12 protein-coding genes are annotated in these 13930 nt (G+C 74.4%); 4 read left to right on the forward strand and 8 right to left on the reverse strand.

What is annotated here, in order from left to right:
• Window positions 1-357: 357 nt before the first annotated feature.
• The 5 genes from hemB to ACQ452_RS25505 are packed head-to-tail and all read right to left on the reverse strand — an operon-like array spanning window position 358 to window position 6124.
• Entirely contained in the window at window positions 358-1341 is a 984-nt protein-coding gene (gene hemB, locus ACQ452_RS25485) for a porphobilinogen synthase (protein ID WP_433387952.1), read from the reverse strand.
• A gap of 25 nt (window positions 1342-1366) precedes the next feature.
• On the reverse strand, window positions 1367-2947 hold the full coding sequence (locus ACQ452_RS25490) for a uroporphyrinogen-III synthase (protein ID WP_433387954.1): 1581 nt from the start codon (window positions 2945-2947) through the stop codon (window positions 1367-1369).
• Window positions 2944-3939: a hydroxymethylbilane synthase gene (hemC, locus tag ACQ452_RS25495; protein ID WP_433387956.1), complete on the reverse strand. Its 996-nt coding sequence runs from the start codon at window positions 3937-3939 to the stop codon at window positions 2944-2946. The genes ACQ452_RS25490 and hemC overlap by 4 nt, the downstream gene beginning before the upstream one ends.
• Complete coding sequence (locus ACQ452_RS25500; RefSeq protein ID WP_433387957.1) at window positions 3936-5357, reverse strand: glutamyl-tRNA reductase; 1422 nt, start codon at window positions 5355-5357, stop codon at window positions 3936-3938. The genes hemC and ACQ452_RS25500 overlap by 4 nt, the downstream gene beginning before the upstream one ends.
• Entirely contained in the window at window positions 5354-6124 is a 771-nt protein-coding gene (locus ACQ452_RS25505) for a redox-sensing transcriptional repressor Rex (protein WP_433387959.1), read from the reverse strand. Before ACQ452_RS25505 ends, ACQ452_RS25500 begins: the two co-directional genes overlap by 4 nt.
• A 397-nt stretch (window positions 6125-6521) precedes the next feature.
• Between ACQ452_RS25505 and ACQ452_RS25510 the strand changes: the two genes are divergently transcribed.
• The gene (locus ACQ452_RS25510) at window positions 6522-7823 is read left to right on the forward strand and encodes a sensor histidine kinase (protein ID WP_433387961.1); all 1302 of its coding nucleotides are present in this window, start codon (window positions 6522-6524) and stop codon (window positions 7821-7823) included.
• A gap of 85 nt (window positions 7824-7908) precedes the next feature.
• Entirely contained in the window at window positions 7909-8562 is a 654-nt protein-coding gene (locus ACQ452_RS25515; RefSeq protein ID WP_433394411.1) for a response regulator transcription factor, read from the forward strand.
• A gap of 16 nt (window positions 8563-8578) precedes the next feature.
• On the opposite strand, the gene ACQ452_RS25520 is transcribed toward ACQ452_RS25515, so the two are convergent.
• Genes ACQ452_RS25520 through ACQ452_RS25530 form a run of 3 tightly spaced genes read right to left on the reverse strand, consistent with a single transcriptional unit; the run spans window position 8579 to window position 11210 of the window.
• Window positions 8579-9229 carry an HAD family hydrolase gene (locus tag ACQ452_RS25520; protein ID WP_433387964.1) on the reverse strand — a complete coding sequence of 217 codons (651 nt, stop codon included), beginning with the start codon at window positions 9227-9229 and terminating at the stop codon, window positions 8579-8581.
• A 21-nt stretch (window positions 9230-9250) separates the two neighbouring features.
• Window positions 9251-9502, reverse strand: a complete 252-nt coding sequence (locus tag ACQ452_RS25525) for a glutaredoxin family protein (protein ID WP_433387965.1) — start codon at window positions 9500-9502, stop codon at window positions 9251-9253.
• Window positions 9495-11210: an AMP-binding protein gene (locus ACQ452_RS25530; protein WP_433387967.1), complete on the reverse strand. Its 1716-nt coding sequence runs from the start codon at window positions 11208-11210 to the stop codon at window positions 9495-9497. Before ACQ452_RS25530 ends, ACQ452_RS25525 begins: the two co-directional genes overlap by 8 nt.
• Window positions 11211-11766: 556 nt before the next feature.
• Between ACQ452_RS25530 and ACQ452_RS25535 the strand changes: the two genes are divergently transcribed.
• Both ACQ452_RS25535 and ACQ452_RS25540 read left to right on the forward strand, forming a co-directional pair.
• Window positions 11767-12726: an ECF subfamily RNA polymerase sigma factor, BldN family gene (locus tag ACQ452_RS25535; RefSeq protein WP_433387969.1), complete on the forward strand. Its 960-nt coding sequence runs from the start codon at window positions 11767-11769 to the stop codon at window positions 12724-12726.
• 282 nt (window positions 12727-13008) lie between these two features.
• Window positions 13009-13902, forward strand: coding sequence for a DUF5667 domain-containing protein (locus tag ACQ452_RS25540; RefSeq protein ID WP_433387970.1), 894 nt, complete (start codon window positions 13009-13011; stop codon window positions 13900-13902).
• Window positions 13903-13930 lie beyond the last annotated feature (28 nt).

A 13930-nucleotide genomic window follows, 5' to 3' on the forward strand; every position in this document is an offset into this window, starting at 1 on the left:
TGCTCTGCACCCGCATACGCAACGGGTACCCACAGTTAGTGGTGCGGATGAGGATGCAGAGCAAAGGGTCTGGAGGGCGGGCGTGCTCCGACCACCGATCGACTACGGTGCGCTACCAATGCTGGCGCTGTCCAGCGCGGTGCCAGGCAGCGGCGCGTGGTCGACTCGATCGGCTTCGATCGGCGCGGCCGTTCGGTGCCGGCGCCAGCCGGCACGCCTCCGGCCGGCAGCAGCCCGGCCCGGCAGCAGCCCGGCGCCGCACGGGCAAGCGCCGCACGGCCAAGCACGGCACGGCCAGGTGTGCGGTACGGAGGCCATTGTCCGGAAGGCGGCGGTTTATGGGGGCGGGGCAGGCCGTCAGTAGCGCTGCCGGAGGAGCTGGGCGGCCTCGACGGCCCAGTAGGTGAGGATGATCTGCGCGCCGGCGCGTCGGATGGAGGTGAGCGTCTCCAGCATCACCCGGTCCCGATCGATCCAGCCGTTCGCCGCGGCCGCCTCGACCATCGCGTACTCGCCGGAGACCTGGTAGGCGGCGACAGGGACGTCCACCGCCGCGCGGACCGCAGACACCACGTCGAGGTACGGCAGGGCGGGCTTGACCATCACCAGGTCGGCGCCCTCGGCGACGTCCAGTTCGACCTCGCGCAGCGACTCCCGCAGGTTCGCCGGATCCTGCTGGTAGGTGCACCGGTCGCCTTCGAGGGCCGACTCCACCGCGTCCCGGAACGGGCCGAAAAAGCCCGAGGCGTACTTGACGGCGTACGCCAGCACGGACACGTCCTGGTGGCCCGCGGCGTCGAGCGCCCGGCGTACCACGCCGACCTGGCCGTCCATCATCCCGGACGGCCCGACCATCCCGACGCCCGCGGCGGCCTGGGCGACCGCCATCTCGGCGTACGCCGCCAGGGTGGCGTCGTTGTCGACGTCGCCGCCTGGGGTGAGCAGGCCGCAGTGCCCGTGCGAGGTGAACTCGTCCAGGCAGAGGTCGCTCATCACCACCGTGGCGTCGCCCACCTCGGCGACGACGTCGCGGATCGCGACGTTGAGGATGCCGTTCGGGTCGATTCCGCCGGACCCGGTGGCATCCCGCCGCTCGGGCACGCCGAAGAGCATGATGCCGCCGACCCCCGCCTGCACCGCCTCGGCGGCGGCCTTGCGGAGCGACTCCCGGGAGTGCTGGAGCACCCCCGGGAGCGACGCGATCGCCCGCGGTTCCGCCAGCCCCTCCTTGACGAACATCGGCACGACCAGGTCGGCCGGGTCGACACGGGTCTCGGAAACCAGCCGCCGCACGGCCGCGTTGCGGCGCAGCCGGCGGGGCCGGATCTCGGGGTACGGCATCACGGGCCTCCTACTACGACTACGACTACCGGAACCTCAGGGCTGTCGGCCCCTGCACCTTCGAACCACGACGCTGCTTGGCCGGCATGGCGGCAAGCTTCTCGCGCAGCTCGACGGCGTAGTCGGCGAGCGCCTCCACCAGGTCGGGGACCGAGGCGTGCGGCGGCTGGACGTCGACCCGCAGGCCGAACTCCGTCGCGGTCTCCGCCGTCTTGGGCCCGATAACCGCAACAACCGTACGGGCGTGCGGCTTCCCCGCGATACCCACCAGGTTGCGCACCGTCGAGCTGGACGTGAAGAGCACCGCGTCGAAGCCGCCCGACTTGATCGCGTCCCGGATCTCGGCGGGCGGCGGGGCGGCCCGGACCGTCCGGTACGCGGTCACGTCGTCGACCTCCCAGCCACGCTCGGTGAGGCCGGCGGCGAGGGTCTCGGTGGCGATGTCGGCGCGCGGCAGCAGCACCCGGCCCACCGGGTCGAGGATCTCGTCGTGCGGCGAGAACTCGGCCAGCAGCCCGTCGGAGGACTGCTCCCCCGACGGGACCAGCTCGGGCTGGATGCCGAACGCGCGGACGGCGTCGGCGGTCGCCTCGCCGATACAGGCGATCTTGACGCCGCCGAAGTGCCGGGCGTCCAGGCCGTGCTCGGCGAACTTCTCCCAGACCGCGCGAACCGCGTTGACGGACGTGAAGATCACCCAGGCGTACCGGCCGTCGACCAGGCCCTTGACCGCCCGCTCCATCTGCGCCGGGGTGCGCGGCGGCTCGACCGCGATGGTCGGCACCTCGCAGGGAATGGCCCCGTACGCGCGCAGCCGCGCGCTCATCACGCCGGCCTGCTCCTTGGTGCGGGGCACCAGGACCTTCCAGCCGTAGAGCGGCCGGTTCTCCCACCAGCTCAGTTTGTCCCGCTGCCCGACGCCCTCGCCGACGGTCAGCACCACCCGGCCGGTGAATCCGAGCGCCGCCGCGACGAACGAGTCGACGGTCGACGTGGTGGTGTACTGCGTCTCACCGGTGCCGTCCCCGGTGACCCCGACGCCTGTGGTGCCCTCCACCCCGGCGGCGAGCAGCCCGTCGCGGATCGCGGCGAGGTCGCCGGCGTCCACGGCCAGGGCCAGCGAGCCCCGGCCGACGGCCGCGGCCAGCGCGTCGAAGTCCAGCGTGCTGACGTCCTCGACGTCGGCCGCCGTCCGTACGCCCGGCAGCGGCACCCCCGCGTAGGTCGCCACCCCCTCGGCCTGGCCGACGCCGGGGACCACCTCGAAGTGCGCGGCGGTACGCGCGACCGCCTGCACCTCCTTAACCACCGAGTCGTGGCCGAACGGGTCGCCGGCAACCAGGTGCACCGCGTTCAGCCCGGAACGGGCCGCCGAGATCAGCACCTTCGCCACGTCACCCGGCGCGCCCTCCGCCGGGGTGAACTGGGCGTCCTGCCTGGCCTGGGCGCGGATGACGTCGAGCAGCGACTCGGGGACTCCCCGGTCGTACACCACCTGGTCGGCGTCGACCAGGGCGTCGTGCGCCCGGCGGGTCAGCAGGCCCGGGTCGCCGGGACCGGCCCCGACGAAGGCGATGCGGCCTACGGGCTTACGGGTGCGGGTCATTCTGTGCTCCCAAATTGCTGGGTCCCCGGGCCGGAGTGTCCATCGTGGCCGAGGATCGAGTCGGCGCCGAGGTCGAGGAGTTCGGCGGCGAGTGCCTTGCCGATCTCCGCCGCGTCGGCGGGCGTTCCGGTGCGGGACAGCCGGATGTCTCTCATACCGTCCGGGCTGATCACCGCCCCGCGCAGATAGATCTCCTGGACGACATCGCCCTCGGCATCCGAGCCGGTTGGCTCACCTTCGGCGATGACGGCGTAGGCGGCGACCGGAGCGGAGCATCCGGCCTCCAGGGTGGCCAGCAGCGCCCGTTCCGCGGTGACCGCGGCGTGGGACGGTGCGTGGTCGAGCACGGCGAGCAGCTCGACCAGGTCCAGGTCGTCGGCCCGGCACTCCACCGCGAGCGCGCCCTGGGCGGGCGCGGGCAGCATCAGCATCGGGTCGAGCGTCTCGGTGATCACGTCGGCCCGCCCGATCCGGGCCAGCCCGGCACGGGCCAGGACGACCGCGTCGAGGTCGGCCTCCGGGCCGAGCACCCGCGCGAGGCGGCTGTCGACGTTGCCGCGGATCGGGGTGACCTCCAACTGCATCCCGAGGGCGTGCAGCTGTGCGATGCGGCGCAGCGCGCCCGTGCCCACGGTCGCGCCGGCGGGCAGTTCGGTGAGCGTACGGCCGTCCCTGGCGACCAGCGCGTCGCGCGGGTCCTGCCGGACCGGCACCGCCGCCACGTGCAGCCCGGGGGCCGGCGCGGTGGGCAGGTCCTTGTAGGAGTGCACCGCGAAGTCGATGGTGCCGGCGGTCAGCGCGTCACGCAGGGCGGAGACGAAGACGCCGACGCCGAGCCGGTGCACCGGCGCCGACGAGCGGTCGCCGGCGGTGACCACCTCGACCAGCTCCACGGGCCGGCCGGTGGCGGCGGTCAGGGCCTCGGCGACGTGGCCGGACTGGGCCATCGCCAGTTTGCTGCCCCGGGTACCGAGGCGCAGGGGCGTGCTCATCGCTCACCTCCGATGGGCGGGATGTCGACGGAGCCCGTCGACGTCGGGTTGCCGCTCAGGCCGAAGGGCGGCGGGAGGTCGGCGGGACCGAACGGCGACGCGGCGTCACCGTCGATGATGTCGGGGACGTCGTCGACCGGGGACGTCTGCGGCACCTGGAGGTCGAACAGCTCGCGCAGCAGGGCCGCGTACTGGTCGCCGCCGGGTTCGGCCGCGAGTTGGCGGACCCGCACGGTGGGCTGGTGCAGCAGCCGCTGCACGACCCGGTGGACCGTCCGGGCCACCTCGGCGCGCTGGTCGTCGCTCAGGTCGGGGCGGCGCTGGGCGAGCCGGCGCAGCTCGGCACCGACCACGTCGTGGGCGCGGCCCCGCAGGGCGGCGACCGTGGGCGCGACGTCGGCGCCCCGCAGCCAGGTGAGGAAGGCGTCGACCTCGCCGGCCACGATCTGCTCGACGGCGGCGGCGTCGTGGGCGGCGGGGCCGCCGGCCAGCAGCGCCGCCATCCGGTCGATGTCGATCACCTCGACGCCGGGCAGCTCGGCGACGCCGGCCGCCACGTCGCGCGGTACGGCCAGGTCGAGCAGGACCAGGGGCCCCCGGCCGGGATCGCGCCGGGCGAGCGCCCGGGTCACCACCTCGCGGGTGAGGACCGCTTCGGTGGCCGCGGTGGCGGCGACTACGATGTCCACTGTGGAGAGCACGTCGGTCAGCTCCGCCATCGGCGTCGCGCCGGCGCCGTACGCCTCGGCCAGCCGGACGGCCCGGTCGGCGCCCCGGTTGGTGACGGTGAGCGGCCCGGCGCCCAGCCGGGACAGCGTGGCGACTCCCAGCGAGCCCATCGCGCCCGCGCCGACCACCAGCGCGGGGCGGCCGGCGAGGTCGCCGTCGAGGTGCTCGGCGGCCAGGTCCAGCGCGGCCGTCACCACGCTCTGGCCGGCCCGGTCGATCCCCGTCTCCGCGTGGGCCCGCTTGCCGACCCGCAGCGCCTGCTGCATCAGCTCGTGCAGCAGGCGCCCGGCGGTGTCGGCACCGGTCGCCGAGTGGTAGGCGTCCCGGAGCTGGCCGAGGATCTGCGCCTCGCCGACCACCATCGAGTCGAGCCCGGCGGCGACCCGGAAGACGTGGTCCACGGCGGCGGCGTCGAAGTGCACGTAGAGGTTGTTGGCGAGCGCGGCCGGCGGGCAGCCGGCCTGCTCGGCCAGGACGGCGCAGATGTCGCCGAGACCGCCGTGGAAACCGGACACGGCGGCGTAGATCTCCACCCGGTTGCAGGTGGAGACCATCACGGCCTCGGTCACGTACGGCTGGGCGACCAGGCGGTCCAGGGTGCGGGTGAGGTCCGCGGGGCCGACCGCGAGCTGCTCCAGCGTGGCGACGGGAGCGGTGCGGTAGGACGCGCCGACGACGAGCAGTTTCACGTGCCGATCGCCTCCTGCGGGTCGGTGACGGCGAGCCCCCCGGGCAGGGCGGTGAGGGCGGACCCGCCGGTGGCGGGAAGCGCGGTCAGTGACGCCTTGCGGTGCTCGTGGAAGGACAGGATCTGCAGCTCGATGGCGAGATCGACCTTGCGCACGTCGACCCCCTCCGGCACCGAGAGTACGCACGGGGCGAAGTTGAGGATGCTCGTCACGCCCACGGCCACGAGCTGGTCGGCCACCGCCTGGGCGGCCGGGGCCGGGGTGGCGATCACGCCGATGGCGATGGCCTCCTCGACGGCGACCCGGGTCAGCTCGTCGATGTGCCGGACGACCAGCCCGTTGATCTCCTCGCCGACCCGTGCGGGGTCGGCGTCGAAGAGCGCGGCGATGCGGAAACCACGGCTGGCGAACCCGTCGTAGCCGGCCAGGGCGTGACCGAGGTTACCCACGCCGACCAGGGCGACGGCCCGCCGGTGGGTGAGGCCGAGCACGTACTCGATCTGCTCGATCAGCAACGCCACGTCGTAGCCGACGCCGCGGGTGCCGTACGAGCCGAGGTGCGACAGGTCCTTGCGCAGCTTCGCGGAGTTGACGCCGGCCGCGCTGGCCAGCCCTTCGCTGGACACGGTGTCGTGACCGGCCTCGGCCAGGTTGTGCAGGGCGCGGAGGTATTCCGGGAGCCGCGCGACGGTCGCCTCCGGCAGATCCGGGAGCGTCGGTACGGCACCGGCGCGCCGGGGCGTACCAGGGTGACGGTGCTGACTCATGAGACTCCGTGCGGTGCGATCCTCGGCCAACTCGGGCCGTCGGCCGTTTCGGGACTCCCGCTGGCGACAGAGATAGCCGGCTGTGCTAGCAGGGCGCGTCGGAACTACAGAGTAGGCGCTTGTGAAGAAGTGCACAAATCGCGATCTTGAAAGCACGCGACGCGGCTCCACCAGGCTCTCCATTCCGCAAGATCGATCCAGCGGTTCCGCGGGTCGCCGCCCGACCTCCGGGCGGCGCCGACGACGCTGCCGCGCCGATTATTGCTCAATTACGACTTCTCTGACCAATCGCGCGGCCACGGCTCGCTCACCGTCCGGTCACGGTAGGGCCAGCCCTACGCCCGGGACGCGGGTCGGCGGGATGGTCCGGCATCCCGGCGCTGCCTAGCCTCGTGGCATGACCGCCGTACCCGTCGCCACCCACCAGCCCGTTGCGGCGCCACCCATCTCCCGGCAGCTCCTGCTGGACTCCGGCTACGTGCTGCTGGGCTTCCCGCTCGCCCTGGCCAGCTTCGTCGTCCTGCTGGTCGGTCTGGTGGCCGGGGTGGGACTGGTGGTGACGGTGATCGGTCTGCCCGTGCTCAGCGGCACCCTGTACGCCGCCCGGGGCCTCGCCGACATCGAGCGCCTCCGCCTCCCCGCCGTGCTCCACCAGTCCCGCATCCGCCCCCAGTACCGGCTCCCCGAGCCCGGGGCGAGCGCCTGGCGGCGGATCTTCCTGCCGATGGGGGACGCGCAGTCCTGGCTCGACCTGGCGCACGGCATCCTCAAGCTGATCGTGGCCATCATCACCTTCGTGGTGACGCTCGTCTGGTGGGCCGGCGCCGTCGCCGGCACCCTCTACTGGGCGTACGACTGGGCGCTGCCCAACGGCGACCCGGACAACGTCGGCCTGCACCAGCTCCTCGGCCTGGGCGACACCACCGTCGCGCGGATCGGGCTGCACACCGCGATCGGGCTGTTCTTCCTGATCACACTGCCGATCGTGGCCCGCGGCTGCGCGCTGCTCCAGGCCGGCTTCGGCCGGGCCCTGCTGACCGGCGTCGCCGAGATGCGCAACCGGATCACCGTGCTGGAGGAGCAGAAGCGGGCCGCCGTCTCCGCCGAGGCCAGCGCGCTGCGCCGGCTGGAACGCGACATCCACGACGGCCCCCAGCAGCGCCTCGTCCGCCTCGCGATGGATCTCAGCCGGGCCCGCCAGCAGCTCGCCACCGACCCGGAGGCCGCCGGGCGCACCCTCGACGAGGCGGTCACCCAGACCCGGGAGACGCTCGCCGAGCTGCGCGCCCTGTCCCGCGGCATCGCGCCGCCGATCCTGGTCGACCGGGGCCTGCCCAGCGCCCTGGCGGCCCTGGCGGGGCGTGGCCTGATCCCGATCGAGCTGCGGGTGGACCCGGAGCTGGCCAGCCCCGCCGGCCGGCTCGACCCGACGGTGGAGAGCACCGCCTACTTCGTGGTGGCCGAGGCGCTGACCAACGTCGCCAAGCACAGCCGCGCGACCGAGTGCCGGGTCACAGTGGCCCGCCAGGACGGGCGGCTGGCCGTCGACGTCGAGGACGACGGGCAGGGCGGCGCCCACCTGGCCAAGGGGCACGGGCTCGTGGGCATCGCCGACCGGGTCCGCGCCGCAGGCGGCCGGCTCCTCGTGGTCAGCCCGGCCGGCGGGCCCACCACGGTCCGCGCGGAACTGCCGCTGTGAGCGGCCCGCGCGCTCCCGGCGCGCGCCGCAGGTCACGCGCCGGGCGGGGAACCCCCACGGTGATCCGCACGTGGTAGACAACAGCATGCGGATCGTGATCGCGGACGACGCGTTGCTGCTCCGGGAGGGGCTGGTCCGCCTGCTCACCGAGCACGGGCATGAGGTGGTGGCCTCCGTGGCCGACGGCGAGGCGCTGGTGGCGGCGGTGGTCGCCCACCGGCCCGAGGTGTCGATCGTCGACGTCCGGATGCCGCCGTCGCACACCGACGAGGGGCTGCGCGCCGCGGTGGAGGCCCGCCGGCTGGTGCCCCGCAGCCCGATCCTGGTCCTCTCGCAGTACGTCGAGGTGTCGTACGCCGACGACCTGCTCGACACCACCGGCGGCGGCGGTGGCGGGATCGGCTACCTGCTCAAGGACCGGGTGGCCGCGATCGACGAGTTCCTCGACACGCTGGACCGGGTGGCGGCCGGCGGCACGGTCCTCGACCCCGAGGTGGTCGGCCAGCTCTTCGCCCGGCGCCGGCGCGACGACCCCCTGCGCGAGCTCACCCCGCGCGAGCGCGAGGTGCTCGCGCTGATGGCGGAGGGCCGCTCCAACACGGCTATCGCGAAGACCCTGGTGGTCACCGACGGCGCCGTCGAGAAGCACGTGCGCAACATCTTCACCAAGCTCCAGCTCCCGCCCGACACGGAGCAGCACCGGCGGGTCCTGGCCGTCCTGGCCTACCTGCGCAACTGACCCGCGACCGGCCCGGTCAGGGCAGCGTGGCCGCCAGCGTCACGGCCTCGGTGAGGGTGTCGGCGACCGGGTGGCCGGAGTCACGCAGCCGGGCCGGGTCGGTGAACCCGCCGGTGTAGAGGACGGCCCGGCCTCCCACGGACACGGCGGCGTCGGCGTCGTCCACGGAGTCGCCGATCAGCACCACGTCCCGCCCGTGCACGCCCAGCTCCGCCAGGTGCGCCCGGAGGGACTCCGCCTTGCGGTCGCCCCCGACGCTCGCCCGCAGCCCGTCCACGCGGGTGAAGTGGCCGGTGAGCCCGTACGTGTGCACGGTCGGCACCAGCTCCTCGTGGAACCACATCGACAGCAGGGACTGGCTGCCCGGCCAGGCCGCCATCGCGACGCCCGCGTCGTGCGCCAGCTCGCAGGTCGTCAGCCCGGTGCGGTACGCGTCGTGGAAGGTCCGGTCCAGCCGGCCGAACGCCTCGTCGTCGACCGCCCGGCCGAGCACCTCGGCGTAGTAGTCGGCGATCGGCCGGCGGAAGCGCACCCGGTGCTCGTCGGCCGTCACGGCGGGCCCGCCGACGCTGGCGAAGGCCACGTTGGTGGAGGCCACCACCAGGCTGAGGTCGTTGAGCAGGGTGCCGTTCCAGTCCCACACCAGGTGGCCGCGCGCAGGGGTCATCGCAGCACCATAGCGCCGGGGTCAGAGCTGGGGCGTGGTCAGGTCCCCGAGCAGCCGCTCCTCCTCCACCCGCCAGTAGCCGTGCTCCTTGCCGTCGAGCAGCACCACGGGCAGCCGGTCGCCGTACTCGCGTTCCAGCTCGATGTCGTCGGTGACGTCCTTCTCGATCCACCGGTCGCCGGTGACCGCCACCACCCGTTCCAGCGCGACCTTCGCGTCCTCGCAGAGGTGACAGCCGGGTCGGGTGATCAGGGTGAGTCGGGGCTCACGCATCGGTCTCCTCCGTCGTGCTGGTGCCGGCCGGGGCCGGCGGGCGGGCCTCCGGCGACGTCGCCGGGGGCGGCACGGGGGCCGCCGGGGACGACACCGGCCGGAGCAGGGTCTTGCGCACCTTGCCGATCACCGAGTGCGGCAACCCGTCGACGAACTCGACGGCTGTCGGGCACTTGAACCGGGCCAGGTTTCGGGCGCAGTGGGCGAGCAGTTCCTCGCCGGTGACCGTACGCCCCGGCGCCGGCACCACGTACGCCCGGACAGTCTCGCCGGTTCGTGGGTGCGGCACACCCAGTACCGCCGACTCGGCCACCCCCGGGTGGGCGTCGAGCACCAGCTCGACCTCGCGCGGGTACACGTTGAACCCGTTGACCAGGATCAGCTCGCCGATCCGGTCCACCAGGAAGAGGTCGCCGTCGGAGTCGGCGTACGCGACGTCGCCGGTGGCCCACCAGCCGTCGGCGTCCGGGCCGCCCCGCCCGTCGGGCCAGTAGCCGGAGAACAGGTTGGCCCCGCGCACCACGACCTGGCCCGGGTCGGTGCCGGGCGTGCCGGCGGAGAGGTCCAGCTCGTCGGCGTCGTCGTCCGGCTCGGCCACGCCGTCGCGCCACAGGTCGGCCCCGTCGGCCCCGACCAGCCGCAGCTCGACGCCGGGCAGCGGCCGGCCGATCGAACCGGCCTTCGGCTCCCCGCCGACCAGGGTGGAGGTCAGCACCGGCGCGGTCTCGGTCAGGCCGTACCCGATGTGCACGGGGTGGCCGGTGGTCTCCGCGAAGCGGGCGGCGACGGCCGGCTCCAGCGGCGCCGCGCCGCAGACCACGACCCGGACCGACGCCAGGGCCGCGGTGGCGTCCGCCGTGGACCAGGCGGCCACCATCGACGGTACGCCGACCAGCACGGTGACCCGGTGCCGGACGATCTCGGCCAACCCCGCGTCGGCGCCGAGGTCGTCGACGAGCACCCCGGTCGCGCCATGGTGGACGACCGCGCCCAGCCCCGCGTTCAGCCCGTACGCGTGGAACAGCGGCAGCGCCAGCAGCACGGTGTCGGCCGGGCCGACGACGGGCGGGTCGATGCGACCGACCTGCTCGTGGTTGGCCGCCAGTGCCCGGTGTGTCAGCATCGCGCCCTTCGGCCGCCCCTCGGTGCCGGAGGTGTAGAGCAGCAGCGCGAGGTCGTCGCCGCCCCGCTTCGGCAACGGCCGGCCGGCGTCGGCGGTCGGTGGCGCGGCGTGCACGGCGACGAGCGCGGGCAGGTCGGCGGCGACGCCGGCGGCCAGCTCGCGTACCCGCTCGGTGCCGATCAGCACCGAGGCGCCGGAGTCGGCGAGCACGTGCCGCAGCTCGGGGGCGGCGAGGCCGGGGTTGACCGGCACCGCCACCAGCCCGGCGCGCAGCGCGGCCAGGCAGCCGATCACGAAGTCCGGTGAGTTGCCGAGCGCGACGGCGATCCGGGGCGGGTGCCCCTCGCCCCCGGTCGGGCCGGCGCCGCGCGGCGGCGCCGCGGCGTGGGCCAGGGCGTGGGCCGTGGCGGTCACCGAGGCGTCCAGTTGGGACCAGTTGAGCGTCTGTCCGCGCCAGTGCAGCGCGGGCCGGTGGCCGTGGGCGGTGGCCGCGCGGCGCAGCCGCTCGCCGAGGGTCGGGGCGGAGCTGTCCGTCGCGTCCTGCACAGTGGCCGAGTCTGGCACAGCGCACGGCCCGCGGGCCATGCCCTCGTGGGGTGCGACGGCGCATCGCCCACAGCGGCGGGAACATCGATCCGCGCAAGTCCCACGGACGGGATGGGCGCGACACGCCGACGGCACACGAATCGTCTCGCGCACGAGACAGGCCGGGACGGGTGCGCGCGCCGGTCGGTCCCGCCCCCCACGGGGGCGCCGGCACCGCCTACGACACCGACGCCAAACGCACTGACCTGCGATTTGTTCGCAATCACGGCGCAATCCGAAAGTCAACCGCACCCGACGGACAACCGGTCCGCCAGCCGCCCCCGGCAGCCGGAATACTTCCGCCCTGTGTAACGGACTTGCCACGCGTGGGTGACGTTGGCCCTATCATCACTCGGGTCGGCTCACCCCATTTGCCGTGAGTCGACACCCCTCAGCCCGAGGAGGCTCCCGTGCCTGTGAGCGCATTGGACCAGCACCTCAAGGGGTTCTGCCGCCCGTCGGCGCACCCCGAACCAGCCCTGCCCGCCCGCGACGGCCGGGCCACGACGGCGACGCGCCGGTCGGCCTCGTCGGCCGGCAGGACGGAGGCCGCACGGTGACCACCTTCGGATACGCGGACCGCCCGATCGGTCTGCCCAGTCCGGCGCCCCGCGGCCCGGTCAACGAACGGCCCGCCGCCCGCAGCCCGCTGGACGACGTGGGCGGCCTCGCCGCCCCACGCGACAGCGCGTCCAACCGCACCCGCAACCGGCCACACCAGAACGAGCCGCCGCCGCGCTCGGCGACGCCCGGGGGCAACGCGAAAGCGGCCGGCGGGCGGGTCGCGGTACCCGCCCGGCCCATCATGCCCGCGCAGGGCCGGCGCACCACGGAACCGGCCAGGGCGCCCGACGAGTCGGGCACGGAGACGGCGGTGCTCCCGGTGGTGCCGGCCGCCGCCGCGCCCGTCAACACCTCGACGGGCTTTCCCAGCCGCCCGGACCCGTCCGACCCCGCCACCGAGGTCTGGGGGCTCGTCGAGCGGGCCCAGGCCGGCGAGTCCGAGGCGTTCGGGCTGATCTACGACCGGTACGTCGACACCGTGTTCCGGTTCGTCTACTTCCGGGTGGGCAACCGGCAGCTCGCCGAGGACCTCACCTCCGACACCTTCCTGCGCGCCCTCAAGCGGATCGGCAGCTTCACCTGGCAGGGACGCGACCTGGGCGCCTGGCTGGTCACCATCGCCCGCAACCTGGTCGCGGACCACTTCAAGTCCGGCCGCTACCGGCTGGAGGTCACCACCGGGGACGTGCTGGACGCCGACCGCGAGGACCGGGGTCCCGAGGGCAGCCCGGAGGCGGCGGTCGTCGAGCACATCACCAACGTGGCCCTGCTCAGCGCCGTCAAGCAACTCAACCCGGAGCAGCAGGAGTGCATCGTGTTGCGCTTCCTGCAGGGCTTCTCCGTGGCCGAGACGGCCCGCACGATGGGCAAGAACGAGGGCGCGATCAAGGCACTGCAGTACCGCGCGGTGCGAGCGCTGGCGCGGCTGCTGCCGGACGGCTTCCGGCCGTGACCCCGGTCGCGGTCGGGGGCTGCGCTACGCCAACCGGCGTACGCGCAGCTCAGGGGCCGCCTCGCCAGTGTCGGCAATCACTTTGCGTGATTTCGCCTCCGCCGGCCCCGTAACCCAGGTCCGGTGCGGACCGTTTCTCCGGGTGCGACCGGTGGTAGTCCCGGCATCCCCCGGGCCCCGACGTCCGGCAGTGCAGCCGGACACCGTGGTCCTCCGTGGTGTCACGCCGTCACCGGTCGCTGGCTACGACAGCGGCCGACCGGCCGCGACCAGCGAGAGGAGGTGCCCGCGGTGGACAACAACCTCTTCTCCCGCCGGCGCGCGGAGCGCTTCGCGCAGCTTCTCGACGAGGCCAACGGGGGCCGGCGACACCACGTCCGTTCCCGGGCCGACGATCAGTTGGCCGCACTCGTCGCGGTCGGGCAGCGGCTGCACACGGCCCCGCCCGCCATCGGGGCGGACCCGGAGTTCCGCACCGGCCTGCGGGCCATGCTGCTGGCCACGGCCGAGCGCGAGGGCATCGGCGCCCCGAGCGTGGCCGCCACGGCCGAGCCGGTCGTGCGCCGCTCCGCCGAATCCGGACGCAACCGGCTGCTGCCGGCGGTGACCGCCCGCCGGGCACGCGCCCGCGGCGCCATCCTGGTCGGGGTCGCGGCCGGCGCCGTGGCCCTCTCGGGCATCTCGGCCGCCAGCGAGAACGCCGTCCCCGGTGACGCGCTGTACGGCATGAAGCGCTCCACCGAGCGCGCCCAGCTCGCGCTGGCCAACTCGGACGTCAGCCGGGGCCAGCTGTTCCTGGACTTCGCCCGGACCCGGCTCGCCGAGGCCGACGCGCTGCGCGGGGACGAGGACGGCTACAGCGCGGTGCTGGACGACATGGACGCCGACACCCGACAGGGCGTACGCCTGCTGGCCTCCGCCGCCACGCAGCGCTCCGACCCGGCGGCCCTGGACGCGGTCAACTCCTTCCTCACCGGGCAGCGGCGGGCGGTCGGCGGGCTCCTCGACGACGCCAGCCGGGCCGACCGCGAGCGCACCCGCCGCTCGCTCGCCCTGCTCGACGCGGCCCGCAAGCGCTCCGACGCGCTACGCGCCGCGATCGCCTGCGGGCTGCCCGCGCCCGCCGGCAGCGACGCCCTCGGCCCCGCCCCGGCCACCTGCCCCGGCGAGCGCTGACCGGCCCGCCGTCTCCCGGCTCCGGCCG

The sequence above is a fragment of the Micromonospora sp. KLBMP9576 genome, assembly GCF_050941805.1.
In the GTDB taxonomy this organism is placed as follows: domain Bacteria; phylum Actinomycetota; class Actinomycetes; order Mycobacteriales; family Micromonosporaceae; genus Micromonospora.

Coding starts and splice junctions, on each gene's coding strand:
- hemB (WP_433387952.1), bottom strand. CDS start 1,341: ATGCCGTACCCCGAGATCCGGCCCCGCCGGCTGCGCCGCAACGCGGCC.
- ACQ452_RS25490 (WP_433387954.1), bottom strand. CDS start 2,947: ATGACCCGCACCCGTAAGCCCGTAGGCCGCATCGCCTTCGTCGGGGCC.
- hemC (WP_433387956.1), bottom strand. CDS start 3,939: ATGAGCACGCCCCTGCGCCTCGGTACCCGGGGCAGCAAACTGGCGATG.
- ACQ452_RS25505 (WP_433387959.1), bottom strand. CDS start 6,124: ATGAGTCAGCACCGTCACCCTGGTACGCCCCGGCGCGCCGGTGCCGTA.
- ACQ452_RS25510 (WP_433387961.1), top strand. CDS start 6,522: ATGACCGCCGTACCCGTCGCCACCCACCAGCCCGTTGCGGCGCCACCC.
- ACQ452_RS25515 (WP_433394411.1), top strand. CDS start 7,909: ATGCGGATCGTGATCGCGGACGACGCGTTGCTGCTCCGGGAGGGGCTG.
- ACQ452_RS25520 (WP_433387964.1), bottom strand. CDS start 9,229: ATGACCCCTGCGCGCGGCCACCTGGTGTGGGACTGGAACGGCACCCTG.
- ACQ452_RS25525 (WP_433387965.1), bottom strand. CDS start 9,502: ATGCGTGAGCCCCGACTCACCCTGATCACCCGACCCGGCTGTCACCTC.
- ACQ452_RS25530 (WP_433387967.1), bottom strand. CDS start 11,210: ATGGCCCGCGGGCCGTGCGCTGTGCCAGACTCGGCCACTGTGCAGGAC.